Raw genomic sequence first — 14,698 nt, 5'->3', positions numbered from 1 at the left:
TCAGGCGCTCACCGGCGCGCGTTTGGTCAGGCCAAGCTTTTCACGAACGGCCTGCGGGCCGATGATCTTGGCACCCATGCCTTCAACAACGCCGACGGCCTTCTCGACCAGCTGTGCATTGGTGGCAAGAACGCCTTTTTCGAGGAAGATGTTGTCCTCGAGGCCAACACGCACGTTGCCACCGGCCAGGATGGAGGCCGCCACATAGGGCATCTGATCGCGGCCGAGACTGAAGGCCGACCAGGCCCAGTCATCCGGAATGGCGTTGACCATGGCCATGAAGGTGTTGAGGTCGTTCGGCGCGCCCCAGGGCACACCCATGCAGAGCTGCACCAATGCCGGAGAGGCAAGCGTGCCTTCCTTGACGAGCTGCTTGGCAAACCAGAGGTGGCCGGTGTCGAAGGCTTCGATTTCCGGCTTCACGCCAAGTTCGGTCATCATGGCCCCCATGGCGCGCAGCATGCCGGGGGTGTTGGTCATGACATAGTCGGCTTCGGCGAAGTTCATGGTGCCGCAGTCGAGCGTGCAGATTTCAGGCAGGCACTCGCGAATATGGGCCATGCGCTCGGTTGCGCCGACCATGTCGGTTCCCTTTTCAACCAGCGGCAACGGGCTTTCCGTGGACCCGAACACGATGTCGCCGCCCATGCCTGCGGTGAGGTTCAGGACCACATCCACATCGGCGGCGCGGATGAGATCCGTGACTTCCCGGTAGAGGTCAAGCCGGCGGGAGGGGGTGCCGGTTTCCGGATCGCGCACGTGGCAATGCACGACGGCTGCCCCCGCCTTGGCGGCGTCGATGGCGCTGTCGGCGATCTGCTTGGGGCTGCGCGGCACATGTGGAGACTTGTCCTGGGTACCGCCCGACCCGGTGACGGCGCAGGTGATGAAGACTTCGCGGTTCATGGTCAATGGCATTTGGTTCTCCTGGATCAGCGACAGTTCAACCAAAACCGATTGAACTGCCGGAAACTGATTGTTTTTAGCGTGTCAGGTCATCTTGTTGGCGTTCATGCCGAAGCAGGATGATCTAGCGGCCCTTCCAGACCGGGTCTCGTTTTTCGGCAAAGGCGCGGGCGCCTTCCTTCTGGTCTTCAGAGCGATAGAGCTTTTCGACCGTTTCGAACTGGCTTCCAGTGATGCGGTTGAGCGCGTCCTGGAATTTCATGTCTTCTGCCTCGCGCACGATTTCCTTCAGCGCCGCATAGACAAGCGGGGGACCGGAAGCGAGCAGCTCGGCCAGTTTCCAGGCTTCTGCCATCAGGTCCTTTCCAGGATAGATGTGGTTGATCAGGCCCCAGCGAGCGGCTTCCTCTGCTTCGATCCAGCGGCCGGTCAGCAGCATCTCCATGGCGATGTGATAGGGAATGCGCTTCGGCAGCTTGATGCTGGCGGCATCGGCCACGGTGCCTGAGCGAATTTCCGGCAGGGCGAAGGAGGCGTGCTCCGCCGCCAGGATAATATCGGCAGACAGGGCAAGCTCGAGCCCGCCGCCACAGCAAATGCCGTTGACGGCTGCTATGACCGGTTTGTTCAGGCCGCGCAGTTCCTGCAGGCCGCCGAAGCCACCCTTGCCGTAGTCGCCGTCGACGGCATCGCCTCCGGCGGCCGCCTTCAGGTCCCAGCCAGGGCAGAAGAATTTTTCTCCGGCACCGGTCACGATGGCAACGCGCAGGTCTGGATCGTCCCGGAAGTCGGTGAAGACGTCTCCCATGATCCGGCTGGTCATCAGGTCAATGGCATTGGCCTTTGGCCGGTCGAGCGTGACAGCCAGTATGTGGCCGCGTCTTTCGGTCTTGATGGGGTTTTCCATCAGTTCGCTCCCATTCTTACCAGTGCATCGGCGGCGACGGCAAAGTCCGCACCGCAGAGCAACGGGTTGATTTCTACTTCTTCGACCGGTGCCGACAGAACAAAGCTCTGCACTGCCTGCACAGCTTCAACAATCGCTTCCAGATCGCAAGGCGGCTTGCCGCGATATCCGGTCAGGACACGGCCGATCTTCAGATTTTCAAGGGCCTTCTTGATCTCGTCCTCGCCTGCTGGAACGATCAGCGAGGTGCTGTCTTCCAGAAGTTCGGTCAGGATGCCGCCTGCTGCGAGCGTCAGGACGTAGCCGTGAGCCGGATCCCGCACAATGCCGACCAGCAGTTCGCCAAGGCTGGCAGTGATCATCTCTTCCACCAGAAACGACGAGGCCGGCATCCCGCTTGCGGCGGAGTGGACCTCGCATGCCGATTGCAGATTGAGGGCGACTGCTCCGGCTTCGGTCTTGTGGGCAATGCCGGTGCCCTTCAGCACCACCGGGTATCCGATATCTTCGGCAGCCCGTGCTGCCGCTTCCGGACCTTCTGCAAAAGTGCTCGCGGGAACCTTGAGGCCATGCTTTTGCAGCAAGGCTTTTGCCTCGTGCTCGGAAAGAAGGCGGGGATCCGCGACAGCTTGAGGAACCCGGATCGGTTCCGGCGAAAGTGGTCTTGGCAGAAAGGCAGCCGCCTCAATGGCCGTCAGTGCATCGTCCAGCCCGCAGAGAGGCACGAGACCACGCTTCATCAGATCGGCTGCAAAGGTTTCCGGCATGGTTTCGGGGAGCGAACTCAGGATCGCCATCGGTTTGCCGGAAGCTTTCATCGCCGCTTCCACCGGCTCGATCACCTTCAACCAGTCTTCCGGGTCACAGCGATCCATTCTCGGAATATCGAGAATGACGATGCCAAGGGCGATGTCCGCCTGCATCATGGCAGTGTAGCACCGGGTCATGGCCTCGCCATCACCCCAGATGTAGGTGTGGTAGTCGAGTGGATTGGCGAGAGCGACCTTGGGCCCGAGGGCCTCTGACAGCGCGGTTCTTTGCGCGGGACCGAGCGGCGGGAAAGTGATCCGACGGCCGACGGCGGTGTCGGCAATCAGACTGGCTTCACCGCCCGAGCAGGACATGGACACGATGTTGGCGCTCGGCAATGGACCTGCGACGTGGACCAGCTTCAGGGTTTCCAGAAGGGCTGTCAGGCTGCCGACCCGGGCAATGCCCAGCCGGTTGAAAAGAGCGTCGGAACCTGCCGTGCTACCGGCAAGGGCGGCCGTATGGGAGACCGTTGCCGCTTGGGCGGCCTCGGATCTGCCGACCTTGACGGCCACGACCGGCTTGCCGAGTGCGTGCGCCTTGCGTGCGAAAGCCTCAAAGGCGGCAAGATCGTCAAGTCCTTCGATGTGCAGACCGATGGCGGTGACCCGGTCATCGTCCAGGAGGGCGCTGCCAATGGCGGACAGGCCCGTCTGGGCCTGGTTGCCGGCGGTCATCAGATAGGCAATCGGCAGGCCGCGTGTCTGCATGGTCAGGTTCAGCGCGATGTTGGACGATTGCGCGATGATCGCAACGCCGCGGTCGACCGGGGTCAGGCCATGCTGATCCGGCCACAGGGCCGCGCCGTCGAGCGCATTGAGAAAGCCATAGCAGTTGGGACCGAGGATCGGCATCTCGCCTGCCGCCTCGATCAGGGCGGCCTGAAGATCCGCGCCGTCGGCAAGCTCCCGAATTGCTTCGCTGAAACCGGAGGCAAAGCAGATGGCACCACCGGCACCGAGGCGCGAAAGCGAGCGGACAATCTCGACCGTCACGTGCCGGTTGACGCCGATAAAGACCGCGTCGGGGGCCGCGGGAAGATCTTCCACGGTGGCATAGGCCCTGCAGCCGTCGATCTCTTCACGGCTCGGGTGGATCGGCCAGAGATCACCCTCAAAACCGGCCTTGCGGCATTCCCGGAGCACGTTCCGGCACCAGGAACCGCCACCGATAACAGCGACCGTGCGTGGCCGGAGCAAGCGTTCGAGTGAGCGCATGGATCAGGCTCCGAGCGGGCGGAAGATGTCGCGGCTGATGATGTGGCGCTGGATCTCGCTGGTGCCATCCCAGATCCGTTCCACGCGGGCGTCGCGCCAGAAACGTTCAATGGGGAAGTCGTCCATCAGACCCATGCCGCCGAAGATCTGCAGCGTCGTGTCGGTGACGCGCGCCAGCATTTCGGTCGCGTAAACCTTGGCGCTCGCAATCTCGCGGTTGGCGGGCAAACCCTGGTCGAGACGCCAGGCTCCGGCAAGCGTCAGCCAGTCGGCAGCATCGATCTCGGTGATCATGTCGGCGACCTGGAAGCTGACGCCCTGGAACTTGGCGATCGCCTGGCCGAACTGCTTGCGCTCGGCGGCATAGTTCACCGCATAGTCGAAACAGCGGCGGGCCCGGCCAACGCTCATGGTGGCAACCGTCAGACGGGTGGCATAAAGCCATTCGTTCATCACCTCAAAGCCACCGTCGACTTCGCCGAGCACCTGGCTGTCCGGCAGGCGGCAATTGTCGAAGTAGAGAATGCAGTTTTTGTAGCCCCGATGACTGACGGAGCGATAGCCGTCGCGCACCTCGAAGCCGGGTGTACCCCGGTCGACCAGAAAACATGTGATGCGCTTCTTGGGGCCTTTTGGTGTTTCGTCAACGCCGGTCGCCACAAACACGATGAAGAAATCCGCGTGTTCGGCGCCGGAGATGAAATGCTTGGAGCCGGAGACCACCCAGTCTCCTCCGTCGCGTACTGCCTGGCATTTCATGCCGCGCACATCCGAGCCGGCATCGGGTTCGGTCATGGCCAGCGCGTCCATCTTCTCACCGCGCACGGCCGGCAGCAGATAGCGCTCGATCTGCTCGCCCTTGCAGGCCATCAGGATATTCTGGGGACGGCCGAAAAAGTGGTTCAGCGCCATCGATCCGCGCCCCAGTTCCCGTTCCACCAGGGTGAAATCAAGATGGCTCAGGCCGGCACCGCCCACTTCTTCCGGGAAGTTGCAGGCGTAGAAGCCGAGATCGATACATTTGCGCTTGATCTCCTCGCCGAGTTCGGCGGGCACCTGGCCCGTCTTCTCGACAAGTTCCTCATGCGGGTAAATCTCGTTTTCAACGAAGGACCGGACCGTGGAGACGATCATCTCCTGTTCTTCGCTCAGCCCAAAATGCATCGGAATCTCCTCTTGCCTCAGGCCGATGAGAGTGAGACAAACGGGCTTGCTCCATTGTGCAATTTTGGTTTGAAATCATGCCGATTTCACAAAAATCGAATTCGGTTCGAAAAATCTGCGTACTGTTGTTCGAAAGCTTTTCGAACCACTGCCTGGCGAATGCGATCGAGCCGTTCCGGGCAGCAAACACGATTGCCCGAAAGCAGCTTTATTCCTGGCAGCACGTGAGCCTTGCCGGAGGGACCGTCACGTCGTCCAGCGGTCTGCCGGTGGCGACGTCTGCCTGGCCGGAGGCAAAGCCTGGTGGCGATTATCTCTTCATCATGCCGAGCTACGGTTTCGAGGCTTTTGCAGGTCAGTCAACCGTGCGCGCCTTGAAGGCCGCAAGGCAACGGTTCGGCACGTTGGTCGGCATGGATACCGGCGCATGGCTGTTGGCGGCCGCCGGATTGCTGGAGGGACGCAAGGCAACGATCCACTGGGATGAACTGACGGGATTTGCCGAAAGATTTCCGGATGTCGATGCAGTGGAGGACCGTTTTGTGCTTGATGGCAACATCTGCACCTGCGGCGGGGCGTCGACAACGTTCGAACTGGCGCTGGAACTGATCAAGCGGCATCACAGCCCGATGTTCGCGCTCGAGGTGGCAGCCCTGTTCATGTATGGCGACAAGCTGGACATGCACGATCCGCACAAGCGCCTGTCGGCGGATGCCCTGGTGCGCAGCGCGACTGCGCTGATGCGGCGAACCATCGAGGCACCGATGCCGATTGAAGATCTTGCCCGGCAGCTGAAGGTGGACCAGCGTACCCTGGAACACCGGTTCCAGCGGGAAATGTCGATGACGCCACTGGGGGTCTACAAGGCGATCCGCCTGCGCGAGGCGCGCCGGCTTGTGGAATTGACCATGCTGGGGATTGCCGAAATTGCAGAGCGTTGCGGCTATCGCAACGCGAGTGCAATGACCCGGGCCTACCGGCAGGAATTCGGCCAGTCGCCGCGCGAGCACCGGCGAAGCAGATAGTCCCGGCTGATAAACGAGAAAGGCCGCGCTAGACGCGCGGCCCTTTCTTGGAAGGTTTGAAAAGACCTTACTTGTGCGGGAAACCGGCTTTTGCAGTACCGTTCCAGTCGCCCTGGAAAGGCAGGATATGCAGCGGCTTCTTCGCCCTGGCGCCCTGTGCCCTTGCACCGGCGACCTGCTGCTGGGCAACTGTCAGCCGCTCTTCGCCATTGTAACTGCCGACAACCGGCAGGATCAGCAGATTGCCACTGCGCGCTTCAGCCAGAGCCTTTGCATTGACGGTCTGTTGAATACGGACGGAAACAGGCTTGTCGCCGTTGAGATCGCCGCGGGTGTCGTCCGGGTCGATGGCGAAGGCGTTGCCGGCCAGCGCGCCGGATACAAAGGCTGCGGTCAGCAGGGTCGACAGAATTTTCTTGGAAGTACGCATGATCTTGCTCCATGTGTCTGTTTAAACTCATGAATGACTGCAGAGCGCTGTTTGCCCCGCAGGCTGTTCATGCCGGGAACAACGACACGAATGCTGATCGGTTGCGGCGGTGGCGGTAATAAACTCAACACAAAAACATGAGGCCCTGTGAGAGGGTTCAGGCCTTGCGAGGTGCGTGTTTTCACTCCACGCACGCGTTCATCATGATCATTCGGCAAGCGGTGCCCGGCTCACCGACCCGTGAAAGGCGTGGGAGCTGGAGAGGCCGTTTTGCATCTGTTTTTCAAACCGCGATGACAAGGTCTTGAGCGCGCTTCTGCCAACACCGTCACGTCTTACATCTCGTCCAGAAACAGCAGAACAGGAATGTCACGATGGCCTGCACCAAGGACGACTTCACCAGAGACCTTCAGAGCGAAATCCCGCATCTGCGCAGATACGCCCGCTCTCTTACGCGAAACCCTGAAGCCGGCGATGATCTGATGCAGACCTCGCTGGAAAAGGCGCTGCGGCATCACGCCAGCTTCCACTGCGGTACGCAGCTGCGCCGCTGGCTGTTCACGATTGCCCGCAATGCCTATCGCGACGAAAGAAAATGGCTTGCCCGGCGGGGTGACCACCTGCCCATCGAGGACTGGCTTCAGGAAACCCAGGCAGCGCCCGCTCAGGAAAAGCATCTGGAGCTGGAAGACGTTGCCAGGGGCATCGCCGGACTTCGGCCGGAAGACAGGGATGCTCTCGAATTGCGGGTGTTTTCGGGCCTGTCCACCGGGCAAATTGCCAAGCAGACGGGTGTGGCCGTCGGGACAGTGAAAAGCCGGCTCTCCAGGGCGCGGCACCTGCTTGCTGCCGTCTGACCACCGGCAGGCGCTTCGCCTTGTCTTTCGGCGTCAGGCCGCGACCCTGGCGGTGACACCGGCAAGCCGGGCGGTCAGACGTTCGGTTCGATAGTCCGACCAGTTTTCCGCGATTTCCTCATCGTCTTCCCCGATCTCGGGGAAGGCGGCGGACAGGACCGCGCTGGTGATGTCGTTGCACCAGCCTTCTGCGGGATTGAATTCCAGAACCGCCTGAACCTTCTCGAGTTGCCCGGCCTGAAGATCCTCGATGATCCTGTGCAGGCTCATGTCTGCCAGATCGGTTTCCGGCGTATAGAAGCAGTTTCCGAGTTCGCAAATCACTGAATAGAACGACATGTCGAGGTTCAAAGCCAAAAAAGCCTCCATCTGAAATACGTTGAAAACGTATACGCAAATTGCGTACATGTCAAATCTTCGTTAATCGGCTATATGACAAAAGCGTATGACCGCCATGAAGTGTTGGCGTCGCGTCAAGACGTGATCGGTCGCGGTAGACCGGTTGCGCGAAATGCGCGAGGGGGGGCGGGCCGAATTTCGGCCTGAGAAGAAGTGGAGACGGGGTCAGCGGCGCTAGACGACCTGCCGGATGACGCTCAATACCTTGGCTATGATGCGGACTTCCGTTGCTTCTTCATCGTGCTCGTTGAAGATGACCGGCTCCTGAAAGCGCGGATCATTGGATTCCGGTTGCAGTTCTATCTGGCCGTTCCGGCGAATGATCCGCTTGGCGGTGCGTTCGATGGTATGGCCACCATCTCTGGTCCGCTCCACGACGGCAAGGTCTCCCGACTTGATCTCGATGCCGGCTTCCAGATAGTCGACGCACAGGATCAAATCGCCGCTCCAGGCGATCCGGTTGAGGCTTTCGCCATTGATTTGCAACAGATATTGGCTTTCGCTCGGAAAGCGAAGGTCTCCCGCGAAACTGGTTTTCTTGGTGGCGTCCGTCTCGAACAGTCCGGACTCCATCCAGAGGCCGGCAGCCACCTGGCCCTTGATCTCCAGAGGTGTGGCGGCTCTTGAGGGTGCGCTGGAGGCATCCAGATCGGTGATGGAATCGGGGGCGAGCGCAAGAATGTCCTCCCGGGTGATCGGTTGCTCGCCCTTGCCCAGGAGGACAGGGAGAAGCTTCGCCACGAAATCCGACGGCAGTGCAGGTTTCAGGTAGTCGGCGCTGAAGTAGCGCTGGATGGAAGAGGCATTCTGATAGCCCATGGCCCGTGCGATGGCGCGGATCGACAGGCCACTGCGGTCCTTCAGGTCCACAAGCTGGCGGGAGACTGCAGATTGTTCGTCCATATCCATAATTCGGTCACCAGGTCACGTAAGATGCATACGTGTTAGCAGTAAAAACGTACGGAGTCCAGTTGACATACGTACGCAATAAGCGTACGAAATTTGAGTCATCAAGTGAATGCGTGGGAGTGACGATGGAAGCTCAGACAATCCTTCGACAAATGGCAGAGGAGACCGGCCGATGAGGGACCTGAAGGACGAAATTGAAGAAGCGCAGGCAAAGGTCGCGCATCTGAGGATCAGGGCGGAACGACCGAGTGCCCGGCTGGAAGACGAGTTCGCGTTGGAAAAAGCGCGCAACAGGTTGCTGACTCTGGAGTTGCGGAACCTGAAGCAGGGCAGGGACGTGCGCGGCAGTTCCAGCCCGAAGGGCAATCCGGGTGTTGTCGGGAGCAGGCAGCACATGAGGCAAGCGCCCTTCGCAAAAAGAACAAATAGTGAACATTTGCCGCGTACGGCCAGGGAAAAGGCAGAAGCGGCTTTTGCAGCGGTGCAAGGTATCGCGGCGGAAAAGAAAGGTCGGGTCTGATGGCTTCGGGAGGACTGGTCGACAGGATCGCTGCCGAGTATGGCGTTCATTTCATCAGCCACACCAGACGGGTGCAAGGGCGGCACCAGTCGAAGGCCCGCAGAACTTGCCAGACCCTGCTGACGAAACACGGGGCGGAACATCTGCGCCTCGTCTTCGGTCTGATCAACACCGCGGAGAACCGGGGGAACTGGTCAGCGCCATGCTTTACTGCCGTTTCCTGGCTTGTCTTGAACAAGCCGGACTGGGTGGAGCGGCGAGGTTTTCTGGACCAGTTCGACAGGATTGATCTGGAGGCGTTGCTTGGCAGTGCAAGGCATATAAACCCATCCGCTCCGACCCTTACGCTCGCCGTTCTGCTCTCCTACGAACTTGACAAACTCCTGGAAACGGGCCGGGAGGGGATCGCTGCATGAGTACTATTGTCAGTTGGTGTCGGTTGATTACACTGCGGCCGTCAATCATCGGCTGTATTGAGTCGCTCAGGGATTGCACGCTTGGCTTGCCGCGCTCGGGGGAGGCGGCGCCGGACGGATCTTTCACCGGTATTTTGAGAGAGGGGGTTTTGAACATGAACGGTTACCTGACGAAGGCGCAGATTTTTGCCTTCGAACGCGGAGCGACCGCGTGCCGGGAAGGCAAGTCCCGTGAGGACAATCCTTATCCGCCCAAGGCCGATTACTTCGGTTTGTGGGAAGAGGGCTACCAGAAAGAGCGTGAGGGCCAGGGCAAATAACCGCCTCAGGTCTGCATCTTTGATGCCGCGGGGCCGTTTGAGTGGCCGCGCGGTTCTGTGCCCACTACAGTTTCAAGAGAGACGATATGGAAACAAGCGTACCTGACCAGATCCTGGCCCGGTTGACGGAGGCTGTCGAAGTGATTGCGGTGACCGGCAAGGGTGACGGACCTCGAGCGGTCCTGGCCAGCTGGCCCGAATGCCAGGGCAAGATCGCCCGGCGTCGGCGCACCTACCCGCCCCGGGCGATCAGCCGGGCTGAAGAGGCGATCACCTGGTTCTCCCTGATCGAGGACCCGGATGCGCGCCGCGCCCTGCAGTTCGAAGTGATGTGCAAGGCGGGCGGCGGCAAGTTTTCCCGGATCTGCGAAAAATACGGCTGGAAACGCTCGACGGTTACCAGCCGCAACAAGGCCGTTCTGCGCCGGCTGGCGAAAAGGCTTGGTGAGGAAAGCCCCGTCGATCACTGAACGGTACGACGTCAAACCGGAGGCGGGCTGGTGCCTTGCTGATCCGGGAATTGGCTTTTGAAAGAAGATGTCATTCCTCCTGCGTTGCGCCAATGCAGGAGGAATGCACGGCTTGAATGACGGGCTTCGCCCTTGTTCTCAAAAGGTATGCAACAGGTTTTGCAATCGCCCCTTTACGGTTGTTGGAAGTTTGAACTACAACTTTTTAATTGCTCGTCCCCGCGTCGACGCCGGGACATTTGGACAGATGGTTTGGAGAAATTGATGACCGACTTGAAAACACTGACCCTTCACGACTTTGAAAAGCTGCTGGATCAGGTGTTCGAGGTCAGGTCGGTTCCGGCTGATATCCAATTGTCCCTCGTGGAGGTCAAATTGATGGGCTCCGGCGAGCGGCAGGGAGGGGCTTTTTCCACGTTGTGGCAAGGTCCGCAGGAGCCATTGTTGGAGCAATCCATCTACAGGCTCTATCGGCCGGATTTCGGCGAGCAGGACGTGTTTCTGGTTCCGGTCGCGCAGAAGGAAGCCGGCATTCAGTATGAAGCCGTGTTCACCTGATCGCATACTGTCTGACAGGCTGGTGGCCGCCGCAGTCTGGTGGCCGGGCTCGGAACTTCAGGTTTGGCAGGGGTGTTCCATGAGGTCATACACGCCCTTGTCTTCCTGCTTTTCGAAGCCGAGGCGGTGATAGAGCCGCATGGCAGGATTTTCCTTTTCGACATGAATGGAAAGCGCTTTTCCAGCGTCTCGCGCCTCATCCATCAGGTCCTGTAAAATGGCGCTGCCAAGGCCTTGTCCCTGTACTTCGGGTATCAAGGCGATGTCGATAATCCGGTGTTCGCGGGTCCAGCGTTCCAGGTAAAGTCTGCCAACAGGTCTGGCGTCTCGTTCTATCACCAGCCAGAGGGCATCAGGATAATGCTCCTGATAATGTCTGTGCTGGGCCTCGAATTGCATTGCGATAAATGCCTGCTTTTCGGCTTCCGTCCATGGAGTGCGCGCAAGCTCGGCCTCGCGCGTCGAACGGTATAGGCTTGCCAGAAACGGAAGATCGCCCGAATGCAAGGCCCGGTAGGTGATGCCCCGGGCCGCCGCGCGTGCGCGCGGGGCCAGGGACTTGTCTGTCTGCGGCATCGGCAGATCGATCGCAAGCGCGGTCGTCATTGGGTGTTCGGCGTGACGTCCCGGGTCAGTGCGCTTACGGAAAGCGGTCCGCCCAGGGAAGTCCAGGTTGCCGACCAGTGATCAAGCGATATCTGAGGCAGGTAGGAAGCCATGCTTGACGCCGGATCGAGGGCGAAAAGGCTCAGGAGCGTATTGGCGTTCGGCTGAAGTTTGAGCGTGCTGCCGCCATCCGCATGGGCAATGACCCGTGGAGCCGTCCAGGAGGTTTCCACGGAACTGGTCTGGTAGCTTGCGTAGACCGGACTGTCGGATCCGGAGACAGTCAGCGCAACCAGATAAATTCCTCCGTTGGAGGAGTTGGAAGCGGCCATGCTGCCGACAGGCGCATCAAACGTTGCAAACAGTGCCCAGTCGGAGAAGTCGAGTGAACTGACTTCGTCCTGAGCTTTCATGTAAATCTTGTTTCCGATGCGGGCAAAGATGTGAACGAGCGCATTGCCGTCGATGCAAAGGACAAGCTGTTCGAAGCCGGTCAGGCCGCCACTGATATCTTGCCAACCTTCCCAGCCCTCCGGCAGAAGCGGCCTGTCGGTGGACTGGAAGTTCAGATAAGGCACGCTGTCCGAATTGATGCCGGTGAGAATGATGCGGCCATCGGCATTCTGGGTTGCGGCGAGGCTCCGCAGTGCCCCTGCCATTTGTTGCCAGTCCGCCCAGGGCTGGCTCGGTGGAATTTCGACCGGCACTGTAACTTCAATTGGTGTCGTCGTGCCCGGCGGGACCACCGTGATGGTTTCCATCTGTACGGTGTTGTTGTTCTGGAAGCGCCACCAGATGGCGTTGTCCGGCGCCGAACTTGTGACGAAAACGTTCTGCCGACCGGTGACGCCGTTGATCAGCAGCGTATCATTGAAACCTGGAACGCCGGCCGGTTTGCCGAGATCAAGCGGGTCAGCAAAACGCTGTGGTGCGTTTTCGTCCCGGTTTTCCCGGATATAGGCCAGGTTTCCGGGCCCGCTGTCTTGTGCAAGCAGGGCAACGTAGCCTTCCTGGGTCACGGATGCGTTGAGCCGTTCCGTGGCAAAGCTTGCATTGGTAAGTTGGGTAAAGGAGGCACTGAAAGCGCCGTTCTCGGACGTCTGATCCTTGTATTCAAGTGCTCCGTCCGGTGTGACTGCGGCAAAGAAAATCCGGAAATAGACCGGATCGGCCGTCACGTTCCCTTCAAATTCCTCGGGAACTGCTTCTTCGACTGACATGATGCGTTTCCTCTTGCTGATCTGAAGCCGGCGGCCTGGCCTGTCCGGCAACGTCCTGCATTGGTTAGCCGCGGGAGGGGTAAAGCCCCTGGAGCGCAATAATGAAGTTCAGCGTCAGATACGGCTGAACATTGTCGTGTGACTGGCTGCCGCCGGTGGCCGACAGTGTTTCCATGGCCATGTCGACCTGGTTCGTCTGAGTGTCCGTGTGGTAAAGCGAATCCAGGCCGGAGCTGGAAAAGGACGTCGATGACGAGGGGCCGGGAACGCCGCCGCTGCCACTGGTTGCTCGTGCCGTATGTGAATGTGAGGGGATCTGCGCTTCCGTCAGGGTGACGGTCGTAACACCAACCTTTTCCCCCAGTCTGCGGGACGTGAGGCCAGGGCCTCTGCCTGGATGCATCGGGGCACGGCCCTGCAGATCCGGCAGACCCATGGTGCTGCGTCCATCGCCGCCGTAGGTCGTTCCAATAAGCGAGAACAGCGCCGTGTTCTGGGAGATGGGAAGGAGCTGGCCGTCACAAAAGGCCCAGCTTCGAGGGGCGAAATTGCCTGCGAAAATTCGGATTTCAGCGATAAAGGGTTCCGACATGGTTCGCCTCCTAATGCCTGCTGGGGTAAACGCCGTAGAGCGCGATGATGAAATGCACGCATATTGTCGGCATCAGGTTGGTGTGCGACCGGGAGCCGCCAGAGTTTGAAATCATGTCTTGCGCCATGGAAATGTCCTGACTGGCATCGGCGTAGAAACTCACGCCTGCACCGGCTGCCGGAACATGCATCGCCGGCGACGTCTGGTCGGCCAGGCCGGTGTTGGCATTGAAGCCGTGCGAGTGACTGGCAAGCTGGTTGACCGTGAGCGTTTCGTTTTCCGACCCGCTTTTGGAGCCGAGCCGCCGCGGACTGAGGCCGGGGCCGGTGCCCGCGTGCAGCGGAATTCGTCCGCGCATGTCCGGCAGACCGAATGTGGTTCGGCCATCTCCGCCGTAGATGGTTCCAAGGAGTGAAAACAGGGCATCGTTTTGGGAAACTGCCAGCAGCTGACCGTCGCAGTAGGCCCAGCCGCGCGGTGCGAAATTACCCGCAAACATGCGGATTTCACCGACGAAAGGTTCAGACATTCTATGTCCTTTCGGAGATTAGTTGCGGGACGGAAACAGGCCTTGAAGGGCGATGCAGAAATTGAGCGTCAGGTAGGGCTGCATGTTGTTGTGCGCCTGCCCGCCACCTGCGTTGGTCACGGTCCCTGATCTCATCTGCGTCATCGTGCCGACTTCGTAAGGCCGATAGGCCTTGTCCGGTGCGATTTCGGATCCAAACAGGGCCATGTTGGGCGTTCTGCTGTTTCCTGCGGTGGAGACCGCTTTCACCGGGTGGGAATGTTCCGGGATTTCAGCTGCCGTAAGTGTGACGGTTTCCGCTCCCCCCTTCTGGCCGAGTTGATATCCGGCGCCCTCGTGGATCGGCGTCCGGCTGCGCAGGTCGGGCAGGGCGAATGTCGTCCGCCCATCTCCGCCATAGGTCGTGCCCAGCAGCGAATAGAGCGACTGGTTCTGATTGATCGGCAAAATCTGTCCGTCGGTAAAAGCCCAGCCGCGTGGCGCGAAATTGAAGCCGACAATCCGTATTTCGGCGAGAAATGGTTCTGACATGTTTCCTCCCGTTGCTTCCGAAGGAAGTTTCGGTCTTGCAGATGTTGTCTGGATTTCCTGCTCTTGCGAATCACAGGTTGCATGAAAGAGAAATAGGACTCAAATTACATTGCAACCTTCACACACATGTATTTCAAAATGCAATTATAAAATTTTGAAATCAGTTCCTGAATTGTTGAGTGTTCGTTACTGGAGATAGTGTTAAAGATCGCCAAATTCTGCAATTTTTAAGGGAATTATTCGCCTTAAAGAGGATGAAAGCCAATTCTGACCAAATCTTTCAACCATAGTTAGAATTTGTCAGAATTGAAT

Annotated in this window: 19 protein-coding genes; 7 read left to right on the top strand and 12 right to left on the bottom strand. The window is 59.4% G+C overall.

Annotated features, from left to right (window positions below):
- The 4 genes from HCG46_RS03585 to HCG46_RS03570 all read right to left on the bottom strand — a co-directional run bounded on the left by HCG46_RS03585 (window position 1) and on the right by HCG46_RS03570 (window position 5,004).
- A complete protein-coding gene (locus tag HCG46_RS03585; RefSeq protein WP_031269089.1) occupies window positions 1–918 on the bottom strand; it encodes a 3-keto-5-aminohexanoate cleavage protein in 918 nt (305 codons plus the stop codon).
- 112 nt (window positions 919–1,030) lie between these two features.
- The gene (locus tag HCG46_RS03580) at window positions 1,031–1,813 is read right to left on the bottom strand and encodes a carnitinyl-CoA dehydratase (RefSeq protein ID WP_023000390.1); all 783 of its coding nucleotides are present in this window, start codon (window positions 1,811–1,813) and stop codon (window positions 1,031–1,033) included.
- Entirely contained in the window at window positions 1,813–3,840 is a 2,028-nt protein-coding gene (locus HCG46_RS03575) for an acetate--CoA ligase family protein (RefSeq protein WP_168684645.1), read from the bottom strand. The genes HCG46_RS03580 and HCG46_RS03575 overlap by 1 nt, the downstream gene beginning before the upstream one ends.
- A gap of 3 nt (window positions 3,841–3,843) precedes the next feature.
- Window positions 3,844–5,004, bottom strand: a complete 1,161-nt coding sequence (locus tag HCG46_RS03570) for an acyl-CoA dehydrogenase family protein (RefSeq protein WP_023000392.1) — start codon at window positions 5,002–5,004, stop codon at window positions 3,844–3,846.
- Between the two features lie 77 nt (window positions 5,005–5,081).
- Between HCG46_RS03570 and HCG46_RS03565 the strand changes: the two genes are divergently transcribed.
- Window positions 5,082–6,029 carry a helix-turn-helix domain-containing protein gene (locus HCG46_RS03565; RefSeq protein WP_168684643.1) on the top strand — a complete coding sequence of 316 codons (948 nt, stop codon included), beginning with the start codon at window positions 5,082–5,084 and terminating at the stop codon, window positions 6,027–6,029.
- A 67-nt stretch (window positions 6,030–6,096) separates the two neighbouring features.
- Here the strand turns inward: HCG46_RS03565 and HCG46_RS03560 are convergent, their stop codons facing one another.
- Window positions 6,097–6,459: a hypothetical protein gene (locus HCG46_RS03560; protein WP_023000394.1), complete on the bottom strand. Its 363-nt coding sequence runs from the start codon at window positions 6,457–6,459 to the stop codon at window positions 6,097–6,099.
- Between the two features lie 374 nt (window positions 6,460–6,833).
- Here HCG46_RS03560 and HCG46_RS03555 point away from each other — a divergent pair, with 374 nt between their 5' ends.
- On the top strand, window positions 6,834–7,316 hold the full coding sequence (locus tag HCG46_RS03555) for a sigma-70 family RNA polymerase sigma factor (RefSeq protein ID WP_023000395.1): 483 nt from the start codon (window positions 6,834–6,836) through the stop codon (window positions 7,314–7,316).
- Between the two features lie 33 nt (window positions 7,317–7,349).
- Here HCG46_RS03555 and HCG46_RS03550 read toward each other — a convergent pair whose 3' ends face one another.
- Window positions 7,350–7,673 carry a hypothetical protein gene (locus HCG46_RS03550; protein WP_168684641.1) on the bottom strand — a complete coding sequence of 108 codons (324 nt, stop codon included), beginning with the start codon at window positions 7,671–7,673 and terminating at the stop codon, window positions 7,350–7,352.
- A 216-nt stretch (window positions 7,674–7,889) separates the two neighbouring features.
- On the bottom strand, window positions 7,890–8,618 hold the full coding sequence (locus tag HCG46_RS03545) for a S24 family peptidase (RefSeq protein WP_167579577.1): 729 nt from the start codon (window positions 8,616–8,618) through the stop codon (window positions 7,890–7,892).
- A 178-nt stretch (window positions 8,619–8,796) separates the two neighbouring features.
- Here HCG46_RS03545 and HCG46_RS03540 point away from each other — a divergent pair, with 178 nt between their 5' ends.
- From HCG46_RS03540 to HCG46_RS03520, 5 genes are all read left to right on the top strand, one after another.
- Window positions 8,797–9,144, top strand: a complete 348-nt coding sequence (locus HCG46_RS03540; protein ID WP_023000398.1) for a hypothetical protein — start codon at window positions 8,797–8,799, stop codon at window positions 9,142–9,144.
- A complete protein-coding gene (locus HCG46_RS03535; protein WP_023000399.1) occupies window positions 9,144–9,560 on the top strand; it encodes a hypothetical protein in 417 nt (138 codons plus the stop codon). Before HCG46_RS03540 ends, HCG46_RS03535 begins: the two co-directional genes overlap by 1 nt.
- A gap of 155 nt (window positions 9,561–9,715) precedes the next feature.
- The gene (locus HCG46_RS03530) at window positions 9,716–9,880 is read left to right on the top strand and encodes a hypothetical protein (RefSeq protein WP_023000400.1); all 165 of its coding nucleotides are present in this window, start codon (window positions 9,716–9,718) and stop codon (window positions 9,878–9,880) included.
- 86 nt (window positions 9,881–9,966) lie between these two features.
- Window positions 9,967–10,350, top strand: a complete 384-nt coding sequence (locus tag HCG46_RS03525; protein ID WP_023000401.1) for a DUF6362 family protein — start codon at window positions 9,967–9,969, stop codon at window positions 10,348–10,350.
- Window positions 10,351–10,614: 264 nt separating this feature from the next.
- Window positions 10,615–10,908 carry a hypothetical protein gene (locus HCG46_RS03520; protein ID WP_031269092.1) on the top strand — a complete coding sequence of 98 codons (294 nt, stop codon included), beginning with the start codon at window positions 10,615–10,617 and terminating at the stop codon, window positions 10,906–10,908.
- Between the two features lie 57 nt (window positions 10,909–10,965).
- Here HCG46_RS03520 and HCG46_RS03515 read toward each other — a convergent pair whose 3' ends face one another.
- The 5 genes from HCG46_RS03515 to HCG46_RS03495 all read right to left on the bottom strand — a co-directional run bounded on the left by HCG46_RS03515 (window position 10,966) and on the right by HCG46_RS03495 (window position 14,386).
- Complete coding sequence (locus tag HCG46_RS03515) at window positions 10,966–11,514, bottom strand: GNAT family N-acetyltransferase (protein ID WP_168684639.1); 549 nt, start codon at window positions 11,512–11,514, stop codon at window positions 10,966–10,968.
- Window positions 11,511–12,734 carry a hypothetical protein gene (locus HCG46_RS03510; protein WP_168684636.1) on the bottom strand — a complete coding sequence of 408 codons (1,224 nt, stop codon included), beginning with the start codon at window positions 12,732–12,734 and terminating at the stop codon, window positions 11,511–11,513. Before HCG46_RS03510 ends, HCG46_RS03515 begins: the two co-directional genes overlap by 4 nt.
- Window positions 12,735–12,798: 64 nt before the next feature.
- A complete protein-coding gene (locus HCG46_RS03505) occupies window positions 12,799–13,326 on the bottom strand; it encodes a tail fiber protein (protein WP_023000405.1) in 528 nt (175 codons plus the stop codon).
- A gap of 10 nt (window positions 13,327–13,336) precedes the next feature.
- On the bottom strand, window positions 13,337–13,855 hold the full coding sequence (locus HCG46_RS03500; protein ID WP_023000406.1) for a tail fiber protein: 519 nt from the start codon (window positions 13,853–13,855) through the stop codon (window positions 13,337–13,339).
- Between the two features lie 18 nt (window positions 13,856–13,873).
- Entirely contained in the window at window positions 13,874–14,386 is a 513-nt protein-coding gene (locus HCG46_RS03495) for a tail fiber protein (RefSeq protein ID WP_023000407.1), read from the bottom strand.
- Between the last annotated feature and the right edge of the window lie 312 nt (window positions 14,387–14,698).

The organism is Labrenzia sp. PO1 (assembly GCF_012273635.1).
GTDB classification, from domain to species: Bacteria; Pseudomonadota; Alphaproteobacteria; order Rhizobiales; family Stappiaceae; genus Roseibium; species Roseibium algicola.
The sequence above is the reverse complement of the archived record's forward strand: the minus strand, read 5'-3'. Positions and strand labels throughout refer to the sequence as shown.